The following is a 23,366-nucleotide window of genomic DNA, read 5'->3' as shown; positions in this document are numbered from 1 at the left end:
TCAGAGCGCCATCCGGCAAGACCCCGAGGAGGAGACCACGATGACGACCCACTGGATGACCAAGACCTTTTGGCTCGCTGCTCCGCTTGCGCTGGGGGCTTGCCTGATGAGCGCGCCGGCTGCGGCGCAGGACCTGAAATTCTCGATCCCCGTGCCCCTGTCAGGCCCGCTCGCCGTCACCGGGCAGGCGCAGCAGCTCGGCTGGCAGCACGCAATCGACTACATCAACAAGAATGGCGGCATCAGAGGCCGCAAGATCGACGCTTCCTATTACGACGACGAGTACAAGGTCGAACTCGGCGTCGCTGGCTTCAAGAAGGCCGCCGCCGACGGCAATCTGACCTTCGCGGCCGGCGACGGCACGCCATTCGTGCGCGCGATCTCACCCGAGAATAACGAGCGCTACAAGGTGCTGATGGCCAATACTGGCGCGAGTTCCGACCTGATCGACGTCGCCAAGTACAAATATCATTTCCTGGTCGGGCCGACCTATTCCGACATGATCGGACTGCTGTTCAAGCACATCAAGGCGCAAGGCGCGGCTACCCCGCCAAAGGTCGCGATCGTCTATTCGGCCTCCGAATTCGGGCGCGACCCGCTCGATAATGCCCGCACCATGGCCAAGACCATGGGCATCAACATCGTGCTCGAGGAAGAGACCAAGTTCACCGGCGTCGATGTGACCGCCCATGCGATCAAGCTTCGCAACGCGAAGCCGGACTATGTGATCTTCCACGGCTATGCCGGCAACATCTGGCCCGAGATCGCCAAGCTGGCGCGTGAATATGGCGTCAAGGCGCCCTTCATGGGCACGCTTTTTGGCTCGCATCCCGACGTCGTCAGCGGCATCGGCGCGGCGGTCGACGGCTATCTCGGCACTGTCTCGGTAGAGCTTGCACTGAAGGACCGCCAAGAGCCGATGCTGAAGGTGATCGACGGCTACCTCAAGACCTGGACCGCCAAGCCCTACACCGGCTACGCCAATATCGGCTACATGCAGAGCTGGGCCACCGCGATGATCCTGCGCGAGGTGATCGGCAGAGCGATCGACGCCGGCAAGCCGCTGAACGGCGACACGCTGATGGCAGAGATCAACGCGCTGAAGAACTGGGATTCGGGCGGCATCTTCGGCACGCCGATCTCCTTCGAGAAGCAACGCATCCCCTATGGCGTGATCTACCGCTATTCCTGGCCAAACGGACAGTTCACCGTGACGCCAGTCGGCGGCTTCCAGAAGACCGAATGACGCCATGACGGCCACCCTCGACATCTCGACGCTCGACGTCAGCTATGGCGACTCCGTGCAGGCGCTATCGGGCATCTCGCTTATGGTGCCGGAGGGCGGCTTCACCGTCCTGCTCGGCGCCAACGGCGCCGGCAAGTCGACCGTGCTGAAGGCGGCCTCAGGCATCCTACCCTTCGAGAACGGTCGGATCAGCCGCGGCACGATCCGCTTCTTCGGCGAGGACATCGCCGGGGTCCCGTCGCACCAATTGGCGCAACGTGGCCTGCTGCATGTCCGCGAGGGCCGTCACGTCTTCCCGGCCATGACGGTGGAAGAAAACCTCGCCGCCGCAACCTTTGCGCTCAGCGGCCGAAAGCGCCGGGCGAGCCGGGATTTCGACGACGTCTATGCCTGGTTCCCGCAATTAAAGCCGCGCCGGACGACACCGGCAGGCTTCCTGTCCGGTGGCGAGCAGCAGATGCTCGCCATCGGCCGGGCACTGGTCGGGGCACCGCGACTCCTGCTGGTCGACGAGGCTTCGCTTGGCCTGGCGCCGCTGGTCGCACGCGACATCTTCGCCATCCTTGGCCGGATCAACCGCGAGAGCGGACTTGCGATCCTGGTCGTCGAACAGAACGTGACGCTGGCCTTGCGCCACGGCTCCTATGGTTACGTCCTCGAGAATGGCGCGATCACGCTGGAAGGTCCGACCGCGACGTTGATGGACCGGGAGGCGATATCGAGTCGCTATCTCGGCACCGCCGCAACCGAACGGACGCCATAACATGCTGCGCTGCGCCCTGCTCGACGATTATCAGGACGCCGCGCTGTCCCGGGCTGATTTCGCTCGGCTCGAAGGCCGCGTCGCCTTCACACCGTTCCGCGAGCACATCGCCGATACGGCGGAGCTACTGGCGGCACTGGCGCCTTATGACATCGTCGTGGCGATGCGCGAGCGCACTCGCTTCGATGCCGCGCGCCTGGCTGGGCTGCCCAATCTCAAGCTGCTGATCACCACGGGGATGCGTAACTCCTCAATCGACACTGCCGCCGCGACTGCGCGCGGCATTACAGTCTGCGGTACCGAGAACTTTTCCGGTTCGGCCGCCGAAATGACCTGGGCCTTGTTGCTGGCACTCGTTCGACATCTCCCGCGCGAGGTCGAGAACCTCCGGCGTGGCGGCCCCTGGCAGCTGACGGTTGGACGCGATCTCAGCGGCCTCAGGCTCGGCATCATCGGTCTCGGCACGCTTGGCTCGCGCGTCGCGACCTATGGCAAGGCTTTTGGCATGGAGGTCAAGGGCTGGAGCCGCAGCCAGGCGATGGGCCGCGCGGACGCGCTTGGCATCGGCCATGCGCCGTCGCTGCAGGCCTTGCTCGCCAGTAGCGACGTGCTTTCGATCCACATTCCACTTAATCAGGAGACACGCAGCCTGATTGGGGCGGACGAACTCGCCCTGCTGCCGCCCGGCGCGATCCTGCTCAACACGTCACGCGGACCGATCGTCGACGAGGCGGCGTTAATTGCCGCATTATCGAGCGGACGGCTTGGCGGCGCCGGTCTTGACGTTTTCGACCAAGAGCCGCTGCCGCTCGATCACGCCTTTCGCAGTCTCGCCAATGTGGTCGCGGCTCCGCATCTCGGCTACGTCACCGAGAACAGTTACCAGACCTATTTCGCGGGTGTCGTTGAGGACATCGAGGCTTGGCTGTCGGGACAGCCGATCCGCGTGATCGCCTGAGACTCTTTTTCGGCTTGATAGCCAAGAGCTAAAGCGCCGGACGTAAAATCGGAATCCTCAGATTCCGTTTTCCAGATTTTGTGATTCACCGTTTTTTTGAAGGTGAATCGGTGAGGCATGGGTCGCAGCTATTCGGAAGACCTCGATAGTGTCGAGGTTGTTGACGAGACTGTCCGCATCATTGGCGACAAAACCCATTTGGAACACGCAATTGTCGAGCAGAACGTCGTCGCCGGCGGTGTTCGCAGATGAGCACCAAATGGCGCGCCCGAAGAGATTCGAACTCCTGACCCCCAGATTCGTAGTCTGGTGCTCTATCCAGCTGAGCTACGGGCGCGTGCTGCGTAAGAGAGGCGCTTGAACGGCCAACGCAACGGCCGGATAGCTATCGCCCCGGCTCCGGAATGGCAAGGGTTTTCCGAGCATCGGGGGGCGTTGCCCGGGAAATCAGGCGCTGGCCCGTTCCTCCCGCCAGGCATCCAGATCGACCGCCTGGTCCGGGATCGTGAGGTGAAAAGTTGCGCCGATCGTGCCCTCGACCAGCCCGATCTCGCCGCCATGGGCGCGGATGAGTTCCGCCGCAATGGCCAGGCCAAGCCCGGTCCCGCCCGGGCGGGTCGAGCCGGAAAAGGCCTCGAACAGATGCTCCTTCGCACGCGGCGAAAAGCCCGGGCCGGTATCGGACACCTCGATCACCACCACACCGCCTTCGCGCCGTCCGGTCATGCGGATCTGGTCCCGCAGCGCATTGTTCGGCGCCCGCGCCTCCAGGGCCTGCGCGGCATTGCGGGCGAGATTCAGGAGCACCCGGAAAATCTGATCGTGATCGGCATCGACCTCGAGGCCGCGTTCGATCGAGACGATCCAGCCGATGCTGCTGTCCCTGCCGAAACCCAGATTCTCGCGCACCTCGTCCACCAGTGCTTCCAGGGAGATCATCCGGCGGTCCGGCGGTGCTTCCTGCGCGCGGCCATAGGACAAAGTCGACTGACAGAAATCGATCGCACGTTCGAGCGTGCGCACCAGCTTCGGCGCGAACCGTTGCACCCGTGCATCGCGCACTGTCGACAACTGGTCGGAAACGAGTTGCGCGGATGCCAGCATATTACGGAGATCATGGTTGATCTTCGACACGGCAAGACCAAGCGCGGCGAGACGGCTGCGCTCATGCAGCATCGATGTCAGGTTGCGTTGCATCGTCGCCAGTTCGCGTTCGGTGACGCCGATCTCGTCATTTCGTTGCGACACCTTGATCGTGCGCGATGGATTCTCGGGATCGGCCCGGAACGACATGATATTGCGAGTGATCCGCCGCATCGGCCGCACGAACATGAAATGCAGTGCCAGATAGACCAGCGCCAATGTCGAAGCTGAAATGATCAGCGAGACAATCAGCACGTTACCCGAAAAGCGCAACATCGCGCGCTGCAACGCACCGTTCTGCATGAGAATTTCGAGAAATTCGCCATCCCGCGGCGCCGAACCGATGACCCGCATCACCGTCGACGCCGGATCAGTCAGGCCGTAATAGGCGCCCCGGATCGCCTCGATCCAGGTGACGTCGCGCATATCGTAATTGCGATGGATCTCTTCCGGCAATTCGGTGACGGCCAAAAGCCGGCGCGTGTTGCCGGTCTTCATCGCCACAGCTTGCGCGCCGATATTGTTGAGAATGTCGCGCGCCAGATCGTCCGGCACCATCCCGCTCGGGGCAGCATAGAGAACGAGCGCTGCCGTCCGTGCCGCCGCCAGCCGGTCGTTCATCCAGTTGAGGCGGAAATTGGAGACCGAAGGGACATAGATCATCACCTCCGCGATCATCACGAACAGCACCGTGAGGACGAGGAGCTTTCCGGAAAGCCCGAACCGCGGCACACGGACCGGGCCGGACTGATCATCGAAGTCGGCCATCTTGTCGCGCCAAACGGAGCCTATCCAGGACCCACCCAAGCTCTGCAACAATTATATGATGCGGCGCAACTTATAGCACGTCAAACAGGACTTTAGGATGTCGTTTACGGCACTTTTTGGGGACTTGTGGCTTGGTGGGCCCGTCACCACCATTCGTTGTAGCGTAATAATATTCGGGTCATCGGATTTCTAGCCTGAAAGCCCGGGATGTTCCAGATGAGGCCGGGGCAAACTAAACGCCGTTTGGCCCCTATCGACCCACCGGTCGCATTGACGAAAGCGGCATTATTCCCTTATAAGCCGCCCCAAATTCCGACGTCGGCGGCCCCGCATCCTTTTTGCGGACGAGCGGCCGACGCGAACCACCCGACACATCCGGCATTGCGCCGCGACCAGCGGAGAACGACCCCGTGAAACGGACCTATCAACCGAGCAAGCTCGTGCGCAAGCGCCGCCATGGCTTCCGCGCCCGCATGGCCACTGTCGGCGGCCGCAAGGTGATCGCCGCGCGCCGTGCCCGCGGCCGCAAGCGTCTGAGCGCTTAAATCCGGCGGCCGCAAGGCCGTCGTGATGGCCAATGGAGCGCCTCAGGCAACGAGCGGACTTTCTGGCCGCTGCGGGCGGAATCAAGGTTCCGGCCGCTACTTTCGTTCTGCAGGCGCGTGACCGCCGGGAACCGGGTCCGGTCCGGGTCGGCTTCACCGTTTCAAAAAAGGTCGGAAATGCCGTCGAGCGCAACCGTGTGCGCCGGCGTTTGCGCGAGGTCGTGAGACTGAAATCCGGGGATGCATTGCGCCCGGGCCATGATTATGTGCTCGTCGGACGACGGGCCGCGTTATCTGCGGATTTTTCCGCATTGATTGAGGATTACCAGCGCGCAATTGCGCGCGTCCATGCCAAGCGCCGATCCAAAAGAGATGCGCAACCAAATCCCTGAACCTGCGAGCCGGAGTTCATGATTAACGACCAGAAGAATATGCTGCTCGCGATCGGGCTCTCCGTGCTCGTGATCATTGGCTGGCAGTATTTCGTCGGCATGCCGCAACTGGAAAAGCAGCGGCAGCAGCAGGTGCAGCAGCAACAGGCGCAACAACAGCAGCAGACGCAGACGACCCCGAGCACGACGCCGCAGCCAGGGACCCAGCAATCCGGCACGACGCCGCAGGTGCCGGGGCAAGCGACGGCCGGAGGCAACCTGACGCGCGAGGCCGCACTCGCAACCTCACCCCGCGTTTTGATCGATACCCCCACCATGAAGGGCTCGGTCTCGCTGAAGGGAGGTCGCATCGACGACATCGCGCTGGTCAAATACCGCGAAACGGTCGACCCGAACTCACCGCCGATCGTGCTGCTGGCTCCGTCCGGCAGTGCACATCCGTTCTACGCACAATTTGGTTGGACCAATGCCGCGGGTGCCAAAGCCAAATTGCCCGATGACAACACGGTCTGGACCCAGGAAGGCCGCGGCGCGCTGTCGGTCGGCAAGCCGATCACACTGACTTACGACAACGGTGAGGGCCTCGAATTCCGCCGCACCATCGCGGTCGACGAAAATTACCTGTTCACGCTCAATGATACGGTCGTCAACCGCGGCAGCGAGCCGGTGACGCTCTACCCTTACGCGCTGATCTCGCGCCAAGGCAGGCCGGAAGTGCTCGGTTATTACATCCTGCACGAAGGCCTGGTTGGCGTGATGGGCGACAAGGGGCTGCAGGAATTTTCCTATAGCAAGATCGAATCGGAAAAGCAGGTCTCGTTCGACGTCACCAATGGCTGGCTCGGCATCACAGACAAATACTGGGCGGCGACTTTGCTGCCCGAAACCGACGCCAAACTGAAGGTCAATTTCTCGGCCCGCGACCTGAACAACCGCAAGGCCTATCAGACCGATTATCTGCTCGACCCGGTGACGATCGCCGCAGGCGGCACCGGCACGGCCAAGGCGCGGCTCTTTGCCGGCGCCAAGGAAGTCTCGGTCGTCGACGGCTACGACAACGCGCTGAAGCTCAATCGCTTCGAACTGCTGATCGATTGGGGATGGTTCTATTTCATCACCAAGCCGATGTTCTGGATGCTGGACTTCTTCTTCAAGTTCTTCGGCAATTTCGGCATCGCGATCCTGATCGTCACGGTCATCATCAAGATCGTGTTCTTCCCGCTCGCCAACAAATCCTATGCCTCGATGGCGAAGATGAAGGCGGTGCAGCCGCAGATGATGCAGCTGCGCGAGCGCTATGCTGACGACAAGGTCAAACAGCAGCAGGCGCTGATGGAATTGTACAAGCAGGAGAAGATCAATCCTCTGGCCGGATGTTTGCCAATTCTGGTTCAGATCCCGGTCTTCTTCGCACTTTACAAGGTCCTGTTCATCACCATCGAAATGCGGCACGCGCCGTTCTTCGGCTGGATTCACGACCTCGCCGCCCCCGACCCCACAACAATCTTCAACCTGTTCGGATTGATCCCCTGGGATCCGTCGGTCGTGCCGGTCATCGGTCCGCACCTCATGCTCGGCATCTGGCCGCTGATCATGGGCGTGACGATGTGGTTCCAGATGAAGCTCAACCCGGCGCCGCCGGATCCGACCCAGAAGATGATCTTCGACTGGATGCCGCTGATCTTCACCTTCATGCTGGCCACCTTCCCAGCCGGTCTCGTGATCTACTGGGCCTGGAACAACACGCTCTCGGTGCTGCAGCAATCCTTCATCATGAAGAAGCATGGCGCCAAGATCGAGCTCTGGGACAACATCCTCGAGCTGTTTGGACGAAAGAAGACACAAACGCCGTCGTCCTGACGGCGTTTGTGGTAAACGCCATGACGTCCGGTTATACGCGCAACGAGATCGAGACCGGACGCAAGCTGTTCGCGGGCGACTGGCAGTTCATCTGGGCCGCGGCGTCGATGGAGACGCTGCCGCCGATGAAAGGGCTCGAGATCGCCTTTGCCGGCCGCTCCAATGCCGGCAAGTCGTCACTGATCAACGCATTGACTGGCCGCAAGGCGCTGGCGCGCACATCCAACACGCCCGGCCGCACGCAGGAACTGATCTTCTTTCAAGGCCCCGACGACCTGCGGATCACCGATATGCCGGGATACGGTTATGCCGAAGCGCCCAAGGCCAAGGTGAAGGCCTGGACCGACCTCATCCATTCCTATCTGCAGGGCCGCGCCAATCTCGCCCGCGTCTACATGCTGATCGATGCCCGTCATGGCATCAAGGAGGCTGACAAGCCGGCGCTTGAGCTTCTGCGCAAGGCTGCCGTCAGCCATCAGATCGTATTGACCAAGTGCGATCAGTTGCCTGCAAAAGATCTTGCTGCCCGCATCGACGAGATCGCCACCCAGATCGCCAAGAATGCCGCGGCCTTCCCTGAAGTTCTGGCCACGTCGTCGCGCGAAGGCACCGGCATTCCCGAACTGCGGGCGGCTATCGTGCGGCTGATCGCTGAACGGAGAGGGTGAGGAACGATCGATGTTGCAGGTTTTGATCGGTATCGCTGCGCTATTCGGTTGTATCGGCATCATCTTTGCCGCGGCCGGAGCCCATGCGAAACCAGGCAGCGGTCTCGACAGCGCCGGACACATGCTGCTGTTTCATGCGCCGGCGGTGATTGCGACCTGCGCGGCGATTGTCAGTGGACTGGTTCATCGACCCTTGGGAATTGGAGCAGCAATCCTGCTGCTTCTGGGTGTGGCTCTGTTTTCGGGCGATCTGGCCTTGCGGGCCTATACCGGGCACCGGCTCTTTCCGATGGCCGCCCCCACCGGCGGCATGGTCATGATCGGCGGCTGGGCATTGCTGGCGCTTGCTGCTTTCCTTGCCCTGCGCTCCTGACCCTCCTCTTCCGCATTTCACGAACGGCGGCTAAAAGAGCGCCGTCTTGACAGCAAAGAACCTGCCAAAAGCCTATCAAGGACGTTTGCAATGACCGTCTCGCCGCACGATCAGGCCCGCATCCTCTCCGAAGCGCTACCGCATATGCAGCGCTATGACGAAGAAACCGTGGTCATCAAATACGGCGGTCATGCAATGGGTGAGGAAGAGGCCGCACGCGAATTCGCACGCGACATCGTGCTGCTTGAGCAGACCGCCATCAATCCGGTGGTCGTCCATGGCGGCGGCCCGCAGATCGCGGCGATGCTGGGCCGTCTCGGAATCAAATCGCAATTCTCAGGCGGCCTGCGTGTCACCGATGCCGCGACCGTCGAAATCGTGGAAATGGTTCTGGCCGGCTCGATCAACAAGCAGATCGTCAGCCACATCAATCAGGCTGGCGGCAAGGCGGTGGGCCTCTGCGGCAAGGACGGCAACATGGTGATCGCGCGCAAGGCCGGCGGGCCGAGCGAAGCCTCCGTCGCCGACGTGGTGGACCTCGGGTTTGTCGGCGAGCCGGAGAAGATCGATACCACCGTGCTCGATCAGATCATCGGCCGTGAACTGATCCCAGTTCTGGCGCCGATCGCCTCGGGGCCGGCCGGGGAAACCTTCAACATCAATGCCGACACTTTTGCCGGCTATATTGCCGGCGCATTAAAAGCCAAGCGGCTGCTGCTGCTGACCGACGTGCCGGGTGTACTCGACAAGTCGAAGAAGCTGATCCCGGAATTGTCGGTGAACGATATCCGCAAGCTGATCGCCGACGGTACGATTTCCGGCGGCATGATCCCGAAGGTGGAAACCTGCATCACCGCGCTCGAACAGGGCGTCGAAGGCGTCGTCATTCTCGACGGCAAGGTGAAGCACGCCGTACTGCTCGAATTGTTCACCGATCACGGCGCCGGCACGCTGATCCATCGCTAAGCCGAAAAATAAGCCGCAGCCGTCAGATACGCCGACGGCTGCGGCTTTTATACTGTTACGCAACGCTACGTAGCACGCAACGAATCAACGCAACACAACTTCACGCCACAAACAGGCGCATTACGGCATCACGTAGGCATAGATGCGGTTGCGCGAGTATTTCGCTTCCGCGACACGCCGGTTGTAATTGCCGGAAATGATGATCGGGTTGCCCGAGGCATCGATGCCGGACACGATGCCGACATGGCCACCGCGCTTGCCGCGCGACATCACCGCGATGGCTCCAACCTGCGGGCCAGAGATGCGACGGCCATAACTCGCAAATGAGCTTGCCATGTTGGAGCCGGTGCCGCGATGGCCGGCGCGCTCCAGCACCATGTTCATGAACCGGGCGCACCAGAGCGCACCCATGCCGGTCGGGTTGGTGCCGATGTAGCGGCGGGCCTGCGCAACCAGATTAGAAGAACCAAAGCCGGCACTCGGTGCGAATGACGACGACGCTGCGGCGGGCGCGACGCGACGCACGATACGCTGGCCGCGACGGCTCGCATAGCGGGTCGTATGACGCGCGCGATGCGCATAGCGGCCACGAGGCGCATGGGCTGTCCGCGGCGCCGCACGATGCGCAGAGGTGCTGGCCACACCGAAATTGAAGCCAAATGGCGTGACCGGAGCCACGGCCGCCGCGCTGTGCCGCACGGTCTTGTGCTTGTAGCGCCGAGCTTCGGCCGGCGAATGGAAAGCAGTCAATATAACGGCAGTTGCGATCGCAGCCGTAACGGCGAACGTCTTTGATTTCTTCTTGTTGGATAGAAAGGTCATCAATAATCCCACGCTTGTACTCATTACCCCACCGCTCAGCCCGCCCGGCCGACCGGCACTCAGCAAAACGCCGCCGTGGCGAGCACGACGGCGTTTGCGGAACGCGCGATGAAGGCGGATGCGGGCGAGAATGCGACGACAATCGGGCGGAGGGATCACATGGCGTTACAATTTGAAATAAAGAAGCTGAGTTATGCTCGAGGACGTCCGGCGATGGCCCGCGCATTCCTCCGCGACATGGCGCAGCGAGATGCGGACACAAGTGTTAACGGCGGCGACTCAATCGAAACACAGCCTGCTCACCGAACAGATTCCAGACCCACCACGGGAAGTTGAGACGAAGCTTGCGCCCCCACGCGTCAAGCGCCACGGCGGTCTCAATTTTTACGCCGACCTCGTTACAGAGATCGCGAAAATCGCGGATCGTGCAGAAATGAATGTTCTGCGTATTGTACCAAGTTTCCGGCAGGTTGGCCGTCCGCGGCATGCGCCCGAACAGCAGCAGCATCAACCGGATCTTCCAATGCCCAAAATTCGGGAAGGAGACGATTGCGCGTTCTCCGATACGCAACATGTGCTCCAGCACCACACGCGGCTGCCACGTCGCCTGTAGCGTTTGCGACAAGATCACATAATCGAAGGCATCGTCGGGATAATCGGCCAGATCGGTATCGGCATCGCCCTGAATCACCGCGAGGCCCTTGGCCACGCAGAAATTGACGCCTTCGCGCGAAATCTCGATACCACGACCATCGACGTTTTTGGTCTCGGTCAGGATCTTCAGAAGCTCGCCATCGCCACAACCCACGTCGAGCACACGCGAGCCTGGCTCGACCATCTGCGCCACCACCAAAAGATCGACGCGCCCGCTGGTCGTGTTTCTCGCACCATTGGCGGCGGCCAGTTCGCGATAAGGGCGGGCTTGCATGTTCATTCTTTTATACCAAGGCCGCGTGCCTTGGCGGCACCATCGAGAAAGCCGCGGACGATTGCAAACAATTCCGGCTCGTCGAGCAGAAAGGCGTCATGGCCCTTGTCGGTGACGATTTCCGCGAACGATACGCGCGCACTGGTGGCATTCAGCGCGTGAACGATCTCACGCGATTCCGATGTCGGGAACAGCCAGTCACTGGTGAAGGAAACAACGCAGAAACGCGTCTGCGTATTCCTGAAAGCATTGGCCAGGACGCCGCCGTGCTCGGCAGCGAGGTCGAAATAATCCATCGCCCGCGTCAAATACAGATATGAATTCGCATCGAAACGTTCGACGAACGAGCTGCCCTGATAGCGCAGATAACTCTCGACTTCGAAATCGGCATCGAACGAGAATGTCGGATTATTACGGTCCTGGAATTTGCGCCCAAATTTCCGATGCAACGCCGCATCGGACATATAGGTGATATGCGCGCCCATCCGTGCGACCGCGAGCCCGCGGCGTGGATTCGTGCCCTCGGTGAGATAGCGGCCGCCACGCCATTCCGGGTCGGCCATCACCGCCTGGCGGCCGACCTCATGGAAAGCGATATTCTGTGCCGAATGCCGCGTGGCGCAAGCCAGAGGCAGCACGCAGAAGACACGCTCCGGATAACTTTGCGCCCATTGCAGAACCTGCATGCCGCCCATCGAGCCACCAGCAACCGCAAACAGCATCTCGATCCCGAGATGATCAATCAGCATCGCCTGCGCGCGCACCATGTCGCGGATGGTGATGACCGGAAAATCGAGGCCGTAGGGCTTGCCGGTCTTCGGATTGATCGACGACGGCCCCGACGATCCCATACAGCCGCTGACGACATTCGAGCAGATCACGAAATAACGCTCGGTATCGATCGGCTTGCCGGGGCCGACCATGGTCTCCCACCAGCCGTTTTTTTTCGTCACCGGATGCACGCTGGCGACATGCTGATCGCCCGTGAGGGCATGGCAGATCAGCACCGCATTGCTGCGGTCGGCATTCAGCTGGCCATAGGTCTTGTAGGCAATCTGGAATGGCGACAATTCGACGCCGGAATCGAGCCTGAGCGGCTGGTCCGCACCAAAACGCACAACCAGCGAATCGCGCGGCGCATCGGCCTCTCGCGGTGTCGCCTGTGGCGTGGATATCAGGTTGGCCTCGGCCATCGTTGCTAACCCGGCTCTTGCTTTAGCCCGGCTCCCGGCCGGACCGTTTTAGGTAGGCCTAACGTGAATTAAGTCAATGTTTTCTTTGATTTCGGGGCCCTGCCCACCTATCAATGCCCAGCCGTCGTTAACGAGCCCATCATGCCCAAACAGGCCCAAAAAGACGCCCCATCGCTGACCGCCCTGCGCGCCGAAATCGATCGTATCGATGCGTCGATGCATGCGCTTTTGATCGAGCGCAGTGAGATCATCGCCAATCTTATTGCCGTGAAAGGCACGCAGGAGTCCGGTTCCGCGTTTCGCCCGGCGCGCGAAGCCTCGATGATGCGAAAGCTGGTGGAGCGGCACCGTGGTATCCTGCCGCTCGATACGGTCGAAAGCATCTGGCGGGTCATCATCGCGACTTTTACCTATGTGCAGGCGCCCTATTCCGTCCATGGGGACTTGAGTGTTGGCGAAGCAGCGATGCGGGACAGCGTCCGCTTCCATTTCGGTTTTACCGTGCCTTTCGTACCGCATATTGGCGCAGTGGGCGCCATTGCAGCGGTGGCTGCCTCGAAGGGCGATCTGGCGCTGGTGCCGGCCACATCCGTCGCAGGCTCCGGCGCCTGGTGGGCCTCGCTCGAGGGTGAGAGCGCGCCGAAAATCATCGCCCGCCTGCCCTTCGTGGAGCGACCCGATCATCCGGCGTCATTGCCCGTCTTTGCAATCTCGCATCCGGCTGCCGATGCCGTCGCGGCCGAGGTCGAGGTCTTTAGCGTTCGGGTATCGGGCTGGGGCGCGGCCGCCGCCCGGACATTGGCCCCGCTGGCTGAGGTCATCGCCGAACCGGACGGCGCTTTCGACGGGGCAGCTTTGCTGATTTCTGTGCCGCAGGGCCAGACCGTTGCTGCTATCACCGATGCCCTTGTGAAAGCCGGCGCGTCGGTCCGTTCCACGGCCCTCGTCGGCAGCCATGCGACACGCTATACCGTCGCCCGTTAGAGTTGCGCCCGTTAGAATTGTTCGAGGAAATCCATGACTGCTTTGACTCGCCCGCAGCCGCGTTCCGGCGTGCTCGACATTGCCGCCTATGTGCCGGGAAAGAGCTCCGCGCCGGGTGTCGACAAGATCTACAAGCTGTCGTCAAACGAAAGCCCACTGGGCGCGAGCCCGAATGCGATTGCGGCTTATCAGTCGGTCGCTCAGGAGCTGCAGGATTACCCGGACGGCGCGGCGACCGCCTTGCGCGAAGCAATCGGTAAAGCCTACGGCCTTGATCCCAACCGCATCATCTGCGGCGCAGGCTCTGACGATCTGATCAACCTTTTGGCGCGCGGCTATCTCGCTGATGGCGACGAGGCGATCCACACCACGCACGGCTTCCTGATGTATCCGATCGCAACGCTTGGTGCGGGCGCGAGGCCTGTCGTGGCGGCGGAGAAGAATTTCACCACCGACATCGACGCCATCATCAAGGCCGTGACGCCGAAGACCAAGATGGTCTTTGTCGCCAACCCGAACAACCCGACCGGCACTTACATCCCGTTCGACGAGGTGAAGCGTCTGCATGCGGCCTTGCCGCCGCATGTGTTGCTGGTGCTCGATGCGGCATACGCCGAATATGTGAAGCGCAACGATTACGAGGCTGGCATCGAACTGGTCGCGACATCTGAGAATGTCGTAATGCTGCGCACCTTCTCGAAGATTCACGGGCTTGCTGCCCTGCGACTCGGCTGGATCTATGGCCCGGCTCACATCGTCGATGCGCTCAATCGCATTCGCGGGCCGTTCAACGTCAACGCACCGGCTATCGCCGCAGGCGTCGCCTCGATTGGCGATACGGCGCATATTGAAAAGGCCCGCGCGCACAATGAGAAGTGGCTGCCTTGGCTGACCGAGGAAATCGGCAAGCTCGGCATCAAGGTGACGCCGAGTGTCGCTAATTTCCTGCTGCTGCATTTTCCGGAAACACCCGGCAAAACGGCGGCGGAAGCTGATGCGCTGCTGACCTCGCGCGGGCTCATCATGCGGGCGGTGCGGGCTTACAAGCTGCCGAATTGCCTGCGCATGACGGTCGGCACGGAGGAAGCCAATCGTCTGGTAGTCAAGACGCTCACCGAATTCATGAGCAAGTGATGCTCATGACGCATGCCTGACGTTATGACTGACGCGCCCATCATCAACCGCCTCGCGCTGATCGGCACCGGCCTGATCGGCGGATCGATTGCGCGCGCGGCACGCGCGTCCGGCGCCGCGAAAACGATCGTCGCTACGGCACGCTCGCCGGAAACGCGCAAACGGATCCGCGAACTCGGCTTTGCCAATCAGGTGACAGAAACCAATGCCGAAGCGGTGCGTGACGCCGATCTTGTCATCGTCTCGATTCCGGTCGGCGCCAGTGGACCGGTCGCGAAGGAGATCGCGCCGAACCTTAAGCCGGGCGCAATCCTGTCCGATGTCGGCTCGGTGAAAGGCTCGGTCGTGCGCGACATGTCGCCATTCGTGCCGGCTGGCGTGCACTTCATTCCCGCACATCCAGTCGCCGGCACTGAGAATTCGGGTCCGGATGCCGGATTTGCAGAATTGTTCGTGAACCGCTGGTGCATTCTGACGCCGGTGCAAGGCACTGAAGAACCTGCTGTCGAAACGCTGCGCGCCTTTTGGGAAAAGATTGGTGCCAATGTTCAGGTGATGACGCCGGAGCATCACGATCTCGTCCTCGCGATCACAAGCCACCTGCCGCATCTGATTGCCTACACCATCGTTGGCACCGCCAATGAACTCGGTGAGGTGACGGAATCCGAAGTGCTGAAATTCTCCGCCGGCGGCTTCCGCGATTTCACACGCATCGCCGCGTCCGATCCGACGATGTGGCGCGATGTGTTCCTGCACAACAAGGACGCGGTGCTGGAAATGCTTGGCACGTTCAATGAGGACTTGTCGAAGCTCACGCGCGCGATCCGCCGCGGCGACGGCAATGCGCTGTTCGATCATTTCGCCCGCACGCGTGCAATCCGTCGCGGCATTGTCAATATCGGTCAGGATTCAGCAGTGCCAGATTTCGGCCGCCAGCATGCGCCGCTGCCGATGGCGCCGATTGCACGGCCTTATGCGTCGGACGACGACTGATCAATATAGTGGCGGCGTTTGACCGAGCTTCACCGGACCGAGCGTTGCAACGCCATCCTTGAAGCGCAGCGGCATCTTGGTTGCCTTGCGTCCTTCCAGTTCCGCCGGCTCCCCGAGAAACGACACTGCGCCGGCAATCGCACCAGGCGCCATCTTGTCGAGAAGTTTCAGCGCGGCGCCCAGCCTTTCGTTTCGGCTGCCGCCCTGGCGGGCCAAGGCCTCCACGCCTAGGGCGGGCAGAATTTTCTCGACCCCCGTCGCCGTGACCTGCAATTCGCCGTCGAGATAACCCGACGGTGTCAGTTTCAGCGTGCCGTTCGAGACCGCCAGCAGATCGCCTTGCCGCAACCGCGCATTCCGAATGTCGATGCGGCCATTGGCTTGCTGGATTTCGCGAAAACGCTCAGGCCAGGTCTTCGGCGCAAAATTGCGCAAACCCACGAGCTGCGCATCGCCATTGAAATCGGTCGGTTGCTTCGTAAGTGGATGCAAGCCTGGTGCGGTCGCAGCCGTCACGGTCGTTGCAACATCGATGACTGGATTTTCTGTCACTGTGCCCGACGCCAGACGGCCATGAAGCTCGGCATGGGTTGCGGCAAACAAGCGTTCCGGCTGATCGGTACCGCTGCGATCTACTGTCATGTTATCGGCGGCGAAGGAGACTCGCTGCGGAGCGCGCGGCGTACCGCGGAGGCTGATCTGCGCCAGCGACCAGTTCGCCGTCATCTTCGGGGACTGACCGGGGTCGGCAATCGCAAGCGGTCCCTCGATTTCCGCCAGCAGCAACGTCGGCTGGTAGACTTGAACCGCGGCGAGAATACCGGATGCCGTGAGCGTCACTGGCGGCCGGGCTTTCGGCAACTCCGCGCCGGCATTGTTGCAACGAAACTCGATTCGGAACGGGAAGCCGCCGAGACTTTGATCGCCACACGTATAGATACGGCCGGACCGCTGTTCGCGCTCGATCCAGCCGGCAATCAGGCCCTTGGCCCGATCGGCGGCGTAAAACCAGAACGCACACCAACCCGCCGCGACAATCACGAGAATCAATGAAGGGATGAGCCAGCCAATTGACCGGCGGCGGGGCACCTCTACGCCACGGGGCGGCGCGGGACGGTATTGATCCATGGACTCAAATCCGAATAGAGCGTTTTCGAGCGAAGTGAGTACCGGCCTTCGCCGGCCATAGCCGGCTTCGTCCGGCGACGGCCGGTTCGCGTAAAAACGCGTCAAAATACCCCCCGAGTGAGGATGGGTGAATGCGGCGTTTCGATGTTTGGAAACGCCGTGCTAATTCCCATATGCTCGCAAGTCACTAGTGTCCCAATTCCGAAGTTCGTATCCTTTCGCGGCCGCCTCTTATACGAACTTCGGAATCGAAGGACACTAGCAACTCATTGAATCTAGTGTGGCTTTGGTTCAGAAGTCCGCATTTCGAACTCGCCGCGGGAATGATGCGGACTTCTGAACCGCCACACTGGTATGAAACTCGCTCCAGATCAAATTCCAGAAGATTTATGGGTGTTTGGCTATGGCTCTCTGCTATGGCGGCCCGGCTTTGCCTTCACCGAGCGGGTTCCGGCCCGCGTGACTGGCCTGCACCGGTCGCTTTGCGTCTATTCTTTCGTACATCGTGGCACACCGGAACGGCCAGGTCTTGTCCTTGGTCTAGACCGCGGCGGGGCGTGCCGCGGCATCGCCTTTCGCGTCGCCCCAGCGGAGAGGGACGCAACGATCCATTATTTGCGCGAGCGCGAACAGGCGACCTCGGTCTATCTCGAAATGATGCGTGGTGTAACTCTGCTCGGGCAACCGGAGCGCCGCGTGCAAGCCCTGACATACGTAGTAGACCGCGGCCATCCGCAATATGCCGGCAAGCTCAGCATCGACGAGCGGCTGAACCTGATCCGTCAGGGACATGGTCGGTCAGGCCCAAATCCCGAATATGTGCTGGCAACGGTTGCCGAGCTGGAATCGCTCGGTTGCCGCGATGCCGAGTTGCATGCCTTGGCAGAACGGCTGAAGGGACCGCATCTGCACGACGCGCAGGTGACGACTTAGCCATCACGGTGCGTGAGGCCAACGTCGCGATCGGCCATTGCGACAAGCTTTGCCGTCGCAGTCTCCACATCATTTTGCAATTGATTGAAAAACGTCTGCCGGTCGAGCCCCGGTGCGATCGGATCGAGAAACTCGACACGCACGACGCCTGGATAACGCATGATCGAGCGACGCGGCCAGAACACGCCGGAATTCAGCGCGACCGGTACGCAGGGAATATCGAGAGCGTTGTAAAGGAACGCAACACCGAACTTGTATTTCGGTTCGGCGCCGGGCGCGCGCCGTGTGCCTTCCGGGAAAATAATGATCTGGCGACCAGCCGCGACTTCCTTTTTCGCGTGTGCCGTCATACTGGCCAACGCTTGCGACCGCGCCCCGCGATCGACCGGGATCATGCGCGCCTTCCAGGCATGCCAGCCGAAGAACGGAATCCACATCAATTCGCGTTTAAGGATATAAGCAGGGTCCTTAAGGATCGTGAGAAGAGCGAAGGTTTCCCACATCGATTGGTGTTTGGATGCGACCAGCACGGCGCCGGCCGGAATTTTCTCGATACCACGAAATTCGTATGTCAGGCCGCACATCACGCGCAGCATTGTTAAATTGAGAGCGCTCCAATTCTTCACCATCGCCAAAATTGCGCCCCGCGGCATCAACAGGGTTGGCAAAGCCGCGATCAGATACACGAACAGCACGAGATAAAAGACGATATTGAAAGCGATGGATCGAAGAAGGATCACGACTCTTACCCAGTTAAAGGATCACGCAAACATCCGGTCGAGGATCGGCACCCGCATGCGCGCGATCGCGGCCATATACTTCACGTATTCGACAAAGAGGAGACGGAGCGTAGGGCCGCTCGACCAGCCCGCTTTCAGTTGTTCGCTGACGACCGGAAAGGCAACCAAAGAAATATCGGGAAGCTGATGTGACAATTCAGCCATCGCCCGCGGCATGTGATAGTTCGACGTCACGACGATCAAGGATTTGAAACCGCGATTCTTGGCCCAGCGCCGTGTCTCGGTGGCATTGGTGATGGTGTTGACTGCGGTGCGGTCGAGATCGACGCAACAGGTGATGATGTTGCCGTGCTCTGGCTTCAAGCGTGTGATTTCGCGCTCGCTGGTGGACGGGTTGACACCGGAGATCAGCAGACGTTGCCCGTTGCCTTTCGCCAGGAGTTCGATCGCATCCTCGATCCGTGAGGCGCCGCCGGTGAGAACGACGATGCCGTCGGCCCGGCTGCTCAGGATGATCTCGCTGACCGGTACGCCGCTCAGGAACCATAGAAAACCACCGGCAACCGCGAACAGGAGCAGCAGAATCACAGCGGTACACCATCGCGCGAACCGCAACACAATGCGACTCCAGCGGCTGCTTTTTGCTGAGGGTTGGGATTGTGACCTGGCTGAAGACATACCCTCAATCTCGTCCAAGCATCGCGTGAAATCCAGTCCGCTGCAGCACGAGCAGGTCAGATCGAGGCGATGGTCTGATTCACGGTCCGGCGCGAAGATTCCGCCGCGACCGCCGCGATCAGGATGATCTGCAGAAGGATGACAACATATCCGGTTGCACCCATGGTAATCGAGCCGAACAGGGCCGCGAACTGCTCCGCCCCCGCTGTGCCACGGATCATGGCTTCGATCGGGGCGATCAGCGCGAATAGCAGAATAGCCGCGGCGCCGCCGATCGCTCCGCCCTTCAGGCCCAGCCAGAGGAAATGCCGCTGAAACTGGCCGGCGATGAAACGATCACGCGCACCGATGAAATGCAGCACCTCGATGACCGGCCGATTCGCCGCCATCGCACCGCTGGTCGCGAAACTGACCGAGAGGATCGTGGCAGCGATCACAAGCCCAAGCACGATAATACCGCCAACCACCACAAAATCGCTCATCGCCCGCATTCTGTCGATCCAACCCCGATGGTCATCAAGCGAAGCGCCCGGCACCTTGTCGGTCAGCGCCTTGCGCATGGCTGGAATATCTGGCTGCGCCCCGGACGCGAGCTTGACGATGATGACCCGCGGGACGGGAAGATCGCTGACCGCGAGGCCGGAGCCGATCCAAGGCTCAAGAAGCTGCGCCGATTCTTCTTTTGAGTAGGGGCGCACGTCCGAGATCCCGGAGAATGAGCGCGCAATGTCCACAGCCGTTTTCACCGAAGCTTCAAGATCGCGGCCGGCGCCCGGCCTGATCTGGATCGTCACTTCGCGCAGAACTTCGGTTTGCCAGTCCGCGGCATTGGCGCGCACCAGCATGACGGCTCCGGTCGTCAGCGACGCGAGGAACGTCATGATCGCAACGACTGCCATCAGTGCCCGCCCGCCAATCGATTGATGCGGAACGATCGACGATTCGATCGTCGGCAGCGGTGCGTTTCCCGCCGCTGGCTGATCGGATATATTGCGCGCCTGCGCCATGATTTTCTCAATCATAAAGATGCAGCCGGCCGCCATGCAGCACGAGGCGGCGTGCGTCGAATTGATCCATCAAAGCGATATCGTGGGTGGCAATCACAATCGAGGTGCCGGATCTGTTCAATTCCTGGAACAGATGCAACAGGCGCTTGCCAAGACTCGGATCGACATTGCCGGTCGGCTCGTCCGCGAGCAACAGATGCGGCCGCGCGATCACGGCCCGTGCAATCGCCGCACGCTGCTTTTCTCCGCCCGATAGCACCGGCGGCAACGCCCACATGCGATGGCCAAGCCCGACCCATTGCAGCAGTTCGACCACCTCGGCGCGATAGGTGTTTTCGTCGCGCCCCATGATGCGGAGCGGCAGGGAGACATTCTCATACGTCGTCATGTGATCAAGAAGGCGGAAATCCTGGAACACGATGCCGATCCGCCTGCGCAAGGCGGACAAGCCGTCGCCGTCCAGTGTCGAGGTATCCCGGCCAAAGATTGAGATCAGTCCGCGCGTCGGCCGCAGCGACAGGAATAGCAGTTTCAGAAGCGAGGTCTTTCCGGCTCCAGAGGGGCCGGTGAGGAATTGGAACGATTGCGGCTCGATGCGGAAGGTAAGGTCGCGCAGAACCTCCTGCCCCATTCCGTATCGCAAACCGACATTTTCGAATCGGACCACGCCTAGTGTCCTGTCTCCGCCAGAGTTCCCAAGCTGCCCAAGACCCCGTCCTTTTGAGTCCCACCCACCAGCCGGTGCAGCAAGCGCTTTTATGGTTTCCGATTCGTTAACGGACGGCCGCTAGCATCGGGCCCCGGAAATTCTTACGGACCGAATCAACGATGGATATCGTCTGCCCCCATTGTGAAACATCCTACCGCGTCACCCCCGAAAGTCTCGGGCAGAAGGGGCGCTCGGTTCGCTGCGTCAATTGCAACAACGTCTGGTTCGCAGAACCCCCGCAGCCGGTGTTCCAGGCGGACGAGCCTTCCCTCGCGGCGGCGGCCCCGTCAATGATCCGGCCGGCTTTGGACGATGTGGTGGAAATCGGCCTGACCGCGTCCAGCCGTCCGGTATGGGACCAGCCCCTGGACGAGACGGACATCTTCAATAAAACCAAAGAACCAGGCTTCGACACGGGGGCCCCCCACAACACCGGATTTCCCGATGGACCGCGGATGCAGGCGGGTCCATCCATTGTTCCGCCGCTGGATCCGAAGAGCGATTTCAACGGTGGGCAAGACATTGAAAGCCTTGCTGCACGCCGGACGGCGCAGCGTCAGATGGCACGTCGGCGCTTTGGTTTCAAACCCAGCCTTCCGGTTGCAATCTGCGCCATGCTCGCTGTGATTGGCGGGCTCGTGGTCGCACGGCATCAGGTGGTGCGTATCCTGCCACAAACGGCATCATTGTATGCGGCTATCGGGCTGCCGGTGAATTTGCGGGGGCTTGTGTTCGACAACATCAAGACCGTCCGCGAGACTGAGGACGGCCAGACAATGCTGGTCGTCGAAGGCAACATCGTCAGTACGGCCGGCCGGCTGACCGAGGTGCCACGTCTGCGTTTCGGCGTCATTGATAGCGCCGGTAAGGAAATCTATGCATGGACCGCGCGACCGAATCGCGCGTTGCTGCCGCCTGGCGAAATCCTCAACTTCCGTTCACGGCTGGCGTCGCCGCCGGCGGATGCCATCAGCGTCACCGTCCGATTTTTTAACCGGCGCGACGCCCAGACCGAATTGATGTGAGGGAGCATGGCGCGAATTTTGTTGGCCGAAGACGAAGACTCGTTACGTGTACTTGTAGCGCGGGCGCTCATGCAGGACGGCCATGAAGTCGTGCAAAATTGCGACGGCGCGGCAGCCCTCGATACGCTCTCACGCGACCAAGGCCGCTACGATCTGCTGCTGACGGATATCCGCATGCCGATCATGGACGGCATTGCGTTGGCGCTCGCAGCCGGTCGCGACTATCCGGCTTTGCCGATCCTTTTGATGACCGGCTATGCCGACCAGCGTGAACGCGCATCGGGGCTGGAAATGCTGATCCACGACGTGATCACCAAGCCGTTCACATTGGCGACGATTTGCGGCGCGGTGCGCGAAGCCTTGGCAGCGCCGAAGAAGCTCCACTAACGCGTGGACACGATCAGGTCATATGATCAGGGCTGTACCCAGCTGCCTTCGCCAGGTAATCGATGTCATAGTAACTTGCGGGATCGGCCAGCAGCTTGCGCGGCTCTCCGTATTCACTGCGAAGCGCAACGACCTTCGCAATACCTTCGGCGTCGAGGCGGGCATCCTTGAAGAAGCCCGTGCCTGGGTCGAGAAGGAAATCGTGTGATTTCCCAGCTACGGTATTGTCCATGCCCGGCACATTGCGCTTGAGTATCTCAATCGCATCCCTCTTGTTCGCATGATCGAAGAGCCAGTCGAGCGCGGCACGATAGCCGCGAATAAATTCGACGACCTCATCGACATGCGCGCGCGCCCACGGGCGCCGCGCGGCTGCGACGACACCTTGATATGCGCCAAGCGCCTGTGACGCATTGGCCAGCCGGTGGAAGCCTTCTGCCTCGGCCATCGCTTCGAAGGGCGTAACGAGTAGCGTCGCCTCAAATTCCCTCCGCAGCAACGCGTCGTAGCGGCTCTTGACGCCGCCGGCCTGTACAAACTGGACATCCTCCCGTCTGATCCCCGCCAGCTCCAGAAGCTTGTGGAGTACAAAGGCATATCCAGTGGTGAGCGCGTCGACCCCTAGTCGCTTACCGGCAAGTTGCGCGACACGCGTGACTTCCGGGACAGACACCAACCGAAGAAATCCGCTATCGCTGCCCATGAAGGCGAAGATATCCGGCTTATGTTCGGTCTTCGCAGTGCCCTGCCCCTCCGAATAGGCGATGACGTTGTCGATTGCGGTCAAAGCGATATCGAACCGGCCTTCGATCAGCCCCACCAACTGAAACTTGGAGTCGGGCGTCGGCGTGATATTCACGGCCACGCCATTGCCGGCAAAAAAACCCTTTTCATTGGCGACGAAGAGCGGCCAGTTGAAGCCGCCGGGGAATACTACGAGTTCCAGCGGGCCACCCGCGGCGATCTGGTTGGGCGACATGGCAAACCTTAGCAATGAGGTGTCGGTGACCGGCCTGTGAGCCG

General features: G+C 61.0%; 25 protein-coding genes and 1 tRNA gene. 15 read left to right on the top strand and 11 right to left on the bottom strand.

Annotated features, from left to right (window positions below; translation table 11 throughout):
* The first annotated feature begins 40 nt into the window (after window positions 1–40).
* From CAK95_RS12225 to CAK95_RS12215, 3 genes are read left to right on the top strand one after another with little or no spacing between them, the layout of a single operon-like run.
* Window positions 41–1,246 carry an ABC transporter substrate-binding protein gene (locus CAK95_RS12225; protein ID WP_086088168.1) on the top strand — a complete coding sequence of 402 codons (1,206 nt, stop codon included), beginning with the start codon at window positions 41–43 and terminating at the stop codon, window positions 1,244–1,246.
* A 4-nt stretch (window positions 1,247–1,250) separates the two neighbouring features.
* The gene (locus CAK95_RS12220) at window positions 1,251–2,009 is read left to right on the top strand and encodes an ABC transporter ATP-binding protein (RefSeq protein ID WP_086088167.1); all 759 of its coding nucleotides are present in this window, start codon (window positions 1,251–1,253) and stop codon (window positions 2,007–2,009) included.
* Window position 2,010: 1 nt separating this feature from the next.
* Window positions 2,011–2,967 carry a D-2-hydroxyacid dehydrogenase family protein gene (locus CAK95_RS12215; RefSeq protein WP_086088166.1) on the top strand — a complete coding sequence of 319 codons (957 nt, stop codon included), beginning with the start codon at window positions 2,011–2,013 and terminating at the stop codon, window positions 2,965–2,967.
* A gap of 260 nt (window positions 2,968–3,227) precedes the next feature.
* Here CAK95_RS12215 and CAK95_RS12210 read toward each other — a convergent pair.
* Window positions 3,228–3,304: transfer RNA gene (locus tag CAK95_RS12210), tRNA-Arg, on the bottom strand.
* 110 nt (window positions 3,305–3,414) lie between these two features.
* Complete coding sequence (locus CAK95_RS12205; protein WP_086088165.1) at window positions 3,415–4,878, bottom strand: sensor histidine kinase; 1,464 nt, start codon at window positions 4,876–4,878, stop codon at window positions 3,415–3,417.
* 410 nt (window positions 4,879–5,288) lie between these two features.
* On the opposite strand from CAK95_RS12205, the gene rpmH reads away from it, so the two are divergent.
* The 6 genes from rpmH to argB all read left to right on the top strand — a co-directional run bounded on the left by rpmH (window position 5,289) and on the right by argB (window position 9,682).
* Window positions 5,289–5,423, top strand: coding sequence for a 50S ribosomal protein L34 (gene rpmH, locus CAK95_RS12200; RefSeq protein ID WP_010300405.1), 135 nt, complete (start codon window positions 5,289–5,291; stop codon window positions 5,421–5,423).
* A 32-nt stretch (window positions 5,424–5,455) separates the two neighbouring features.
* Complete coding sequence (gene rnpA, locus CAK95_RS12195) at window positions 5,456–5,815, top strand: ribonuclease P protein component (protein ID WP_086088164.1); 360 nt, start codon at window positions 5,456–5,458, stop codon at window positions 5,813–5,815.
* 21 nt (window positions 5,816–5,836) lie between these two features.
* Window positions 5,837–7,675, top strand: coding sequence for a membrane protein insertase YidC (yidC, locus tag CAK95_RS12190; RefSeq protein ID WP_086091369.1), 1,839 nt, complete (start codon window positions 5,837–5,839; stop codon window positions 7,673–7,675).
* Between the two features lie 20 nt (window positions 7,676–7,695).
* Window positions 7,696–8,343: a ribosome biogenesis GTP-binding protein YihA/YsxC gene (gene yihA, locus CAK95_RS12185; RefSeq protein WP_086088163.1), complete on the top strand. Its 648-nt coding sequence runs from the start codon at window positions 7,696–7,698 to the stop codon at window positions 8,341–8,343.
* Window positions 8,344–8,353: 10 nt separating this feature from the next.
* On the top strand, window positions 8,354–8,716 hold the full coding sequence (locus CAK95_RS12180; protein WP_086088162.1) for a DUF423 domain-containing protein: 363 nt from the start codon (window positions 8,354–8,356) through the stop codon (window positions 8,714–8,716).
* A 90-nt stretch (window positions 8,717–8,806) separates the two neighbouring features.
* Window positions 8,807–9,682, top strand: coding sequence for an acetylglutamate kinase (gene argB / locus CAK95_RS12175; protein ID WP_086088161.1), 876 nt, complete (start codon window positions 8,807–8,809; stop codon window positions 9,680–9,682).
* 120 nt (window positions 9,683–9,802) lie between these two features.
* On the opposite strand, the gene CAK95_RS12170 is transcribed toward argB, so the two are convergent.
* From CAK95_RS12170 to metX, 3 genes are all read right to left on the bottom strand, one after another.
* Complete coding sequence (locus CAK95_RS12170) at window positions 9,803–10,504, bottom strand: TIGR02594 family protein (RefSeq protein ID WP_120265402.1); 702 nt, start codon at window positions 10,502–10,504, stop codon at window positions 9,803–9,805.
* 265 nt (window positions 10,505–10,769) lie between these two features.
* On the bottom strand, window positions 10,770–11,432 hold the full coding sequence (metW, locus tag CAK95_RS12165) for a methionine biosynthesis protein MetW (RefSeq protein WP_245303728.1): 663 nt from the start codon (window positions 11,430–11,432) through the stop codon (window positions 10,770–10,772).
* A gap of 2 nt (window positions 11,433–11,434) precedes the next feature.
* Window positions 11,435–12,625: a homoserine O-acetyltransferase MetX gene (metX, locus tag CAK95_RS12160; RefSeq protein ID WP_086088159.1), complete on the bottom strand. Its 1,191-nt coding sequence runs from the start codon at window positions 12,623–12,625 to the stop codon at window positions 11,435–11,437.
* Window positions 12,626–12,766: 141 nt separating this feature from the next.
* Here metX and CAK95_RS12155 point away from each other — a divergent pair, with 141 nt between their 5' ends.
* Genes CAK95_RS12155 through CAK95_RS12145 form a run of 3 tightly spaced genes read left to right on the top strand, consistent with a single transcriptional unit; the run spans window position 12,767 to window position 15,736 of the window.
* The gene (locus CAK95_RS12155) at window positions 12,767–13,609 is read left to right on the top strand and encodes a chorismate mutase (protein WP_086088158.1); all 843 of its coding nucleotides are present in this window, start codon (window positions 12,767–12,769) and stop codon (window positions 13,607–13,609) included.
* 42 nt (window positions 13,610–13,651) lie between these two features.
* The gene (gene hisC / locus CAK95_RS12150; protein WP_086091367.1) at window positions 13,652–14,743 is read left to right on the top strand and encodes a histidinol-phosphate transaminase; all 1,092 of its coding nucleotides are present in this window, start codon (window positions 13,652–13,654) and stop codon (window positions 14,741–14,743) included.
* Window positions 14,744–14,767: 24 nt separating this feature from the next.
* Entirely contained in the window at window positions 14,768–15,736 is a 969-nt protein-coding gene (locus CAK95_RS12145; RefSeq protein ID WP_086088157.1) for a prephenate/arogenate dehydrogenase family protein, read from the top strand.
* Here the strand turns inward: CAK95_RS12145 and CAK95_RS12140 are convergent, their stop codons facing one another.
* A complete protein-coding gene (locus CAK95_RS12140) occupies window positions 15,737–16,864 on the bottom strand; it encodes a DUF2125 domain-containing protein (protein ID WP_086088156.1) in 1,128 nt (375 codons plus the stop codon). It lies immediately after the preceding gene.
* Window positions 16,865–17,218: 354 nt separating this feature from the next.
* Between CAK95_RS12140 and CAK95_RS12135 the strand changes: the two genes are divergently transcribed.
* A complete protein-coding gene (locus CAK95_RS12135; protein ID WP_086088155.1) occupies window positions 17,219–17,797 on the top strand; it encodes a gamma-glutamylcyclotransferase in 579 nt (192 codons plus the stop codon).
* Here the strand turns inward: CAK95_RS12135 and CAK95_RS12130 are convergent.
* The 4 genes from CAK95_RS12130 to ftsE form a co-directional block, all read right to left on the bottom strand.
* Window positions 17,794–18,537, bottom strand: coding sequence for a lysophospholipid acyltransferase family protein (locus tag CAK95_RS12130; protein WP_086088154.1), 744 nt, complete (start codon window positions 18,535–18,537; stop codon window positions 17,794–17,796). The genes CAK95_RS12135 and CAK95_RS12130 overlap by 4 nt on opposite strands.
* A gap of 21 nt (window positions 18,538–18,558) precedes the next feature.
* Window positions 18,559–19,125, bottom strand: a complete 567-nt coding sequence (locus tag CAK95_RS12125; RefSeq protein WP_245303727.1) for a YdcF family protein — start codon at window positions 19,123–19,125, stop codon at window positions 18,559–18,561.
* Between the two features lie 146 nt (window positions 19,126–19,271).
* Window positions 19,272–20,222, bottom strand: coding sequence for a cell division protein FtsX (locus tag CAK95_RS12120; protein ID WP_245303726.1), 951 nt, complete (start codon window positions 20,220–20,222; stop codon window positions 19,272–19,274).
* A 7-nt stretch (window positions 20,223–20,229) separates the two neighbouring features.
* Window positions 20,230–20,889, bottom strand: coding sequence for a cell division ATP-binding protein FtsE (gene ftsE, locus CAK95_RS12115; RefSeq protein WP_086088152.1), 660 nt, complete (start codon window positions 20,887–20,889; stop codon window positions 20,230–20,232).
* Window positions 20,890–21,050: 161 nt separating this feature from the next.
* Between ftsE and CAK95_RS12110 the strand changes: the two genes are divergently transcribed.
* Together CAK95_RS12110 and CAK95_RS12105 are read left to right on the top strand one after the other, a co-directional pair.
* Window positions 21,051–21,956, top strand: coding sequence for an MJ0042-type zinc finger domain-containing protein (locus CAK95_RS12110; RefSeq protein ID WP_086088151.1), 906 nt, complete (start codon window positions 21,051–21,053; stop codon window positions 21,954–21,956).
* 6 nt (window positions 21,957–21,962) lie between these two features.
* The gene (locus tag CAK95_RS12105) at window positions 21,963–22,343 is read left to right on the top strand and encodes a response regulator (RefSeq protein ID WP_086088150.1); all 381 of its coding nucleotides are present in this window, start codon (window positions 21,963–21,965) and stop codon (window positions 22,341–22,343) included.
* Window positions 22,344–22,356: 13 nt separating this feature from the next.
* On the opposite strand, the gene CAK95_RS12100 is transcribed toward CAK95_RS12105, so the two are convergent.
* Entirely contained in the window at window positions 22,357–23,322 is a 966-nt protein-coding gene (locus tag CAK95_RS12100) for an ABC transporter substrate-binding protein (RefSeq protein WP_086088149.1), read from the bottom strand.
* Between the last annotated feature and the right edge of the window lie 44 nt (window positions 23,323–23,366).

It is taken from the genome of Pseudorhodoplanes sinuspersici, assembly GCF_002119765.1.
Classification (GTDB): Bacteria; Pseudomonadota; Alphaproteobacteria; order Rhizobiales; family Xanthobacteraceae; genus Pseudorhodoplanes; species Pseudorhodoplanes sinuspersici.
Note: the sequence above shows the minus strand (reverse complement) of the source record. Positions and strands in the feature narration are given on the sequence as shown.

Excerpts from the sequence above, each read along its gene's own strand:
- CAK95_RS12135 (WP_086088155.1), top strand. The coding sequence starts at position 17,219 with ATGAAACTCGCTCCAGATCAAATTCCAGAAGATTTATGGGTGTTTGGC.
- CAK95_RS12120 (WP_245303726.1), bottom strand. The coding sequence starts at position 20,222 with ATGGCGCAGGCGCGCAATATATCCGATCAGCCAGCGGCGGGAAACGCA.
- CAK95_RS12180 (WP_086088162.1), top strand. The coding sequence starts at position 8,354 with ATGTTGCAGGTTTTGATCGGTATCGCTGCGCTATTCGGTTGTATCGGC.
- CAK95_RS12225 (WP_086088168.1), top strand. The coding sequence starts at position 41 with ATGACGACCCACTGGATGACCAAGACCTTTTGGCTCGCTGCTCCGCTT.
- CAK95_RS12155 (WP_086088158.1), top strand. The coding sequence starts at position 12,767 with ATGCCCAAACAGGCCCAAAAAGACGCCCCATCGCTGACCGCCCTGCGC.
- CAK95_RS12205 (WP_086088165.1), bottom strand. The coding sequence starts at position 4,878 with ATGGCCGACTTCGATGATCAGTCCGGCCCGGTCCGTGTGCCGCGGTTC.
- CAK95_RS12100 (WP_086088149.1), bottom strand. The coding sequence starts at position 23,322 with ATGTCGCCCAACCAGATCGCCGCGGGTGGCCCGCTGGAACTCGTAGTA.
- CAK95_RS12145 (WP_086088157.1), top strand. The coding sequence starts at position 14,768 with ATGACTGACGCGCCCATCATCAACCGCCTCGCGCTGATCGGCACCGGC.
- CAK95_RS12170 (WP_120265402.1), bottom strand. The coding sequence starts at position 10,504 with ATGACCTTTCTATCCAACAAGAAGAAATCAAAGACGTTCGCCGTTACG.
- metX (WP_086088159.1), bottom strand. The coding sequence starts at position 12,625 with ATGGCCGAGGCCAACCTGATATCCACGCCACAGGCGACACCGCGAGAG.
- CAK95_RS12110 (WP_086088151.1), top strand. The coding sequence starts at position 21,051 with ATGGATATCGTCTGCCCCCATTGTGAAACATCCTACCGCGTCACCCCC.
- CAK95_RS12220 (WP_086088167.1), top strand. The coding sequence starts at position 1,251 with ATGACGGCCACCCTCGACATCTCGACGCTCGACGTCAGCTATGGCGAC.
- metW (WP_245303728.1), bottom strand. The coding sequence starts at position 11,432 with ATGCAAGCCCGCCCTTATCGCGAACTGGCCGCCGCCAATGGTGCGAGA.
- yihA (WP_086088163.1), top strand. The coding sequence starts at position 7,696 with ATGACGTCCGGTTATACGCGCAACGAGATCGAGACCGGACGCAAGCTG.
- CAK95_RS12140 (WP_086088156.1), bottom strand. The coding sequence starts at position 16,864 with ATGGATCAATACCGTCCCGCGCCGCCCCGTGGCGTAGAGGTGCCCCGC.
- CAK95_RS12105 (WP_086088150.1), top strand. The coding sequence starts at position 21,963 with ATGGCGCGAATTTTGTTGGCCGAAGACGAAGACTCGTTACGTGTACTT.
- rnpA (WP_086088164.1), top strand. The coding sequence starts at position 5,456 with ATGGAGCGCCTCAGGCAACGAGCGGACTTTCTGGCCGCTGCGGGCGGA.
- CAK95_RS12215 (WP_086088166.1), top strand. The coding sequence starts at position 2,011 with ATGCTGCGCTGCGCCCTGCTCGACGATTATCAGGACGCCGCGCTGTCC.
- argB (WP_086088161.1), top strand. The coding sequence starts at position 8,807 with ATGACCGTCTCGCCGCACGATCAGGCCCGCATCCTCTCCGAAGCGCTA.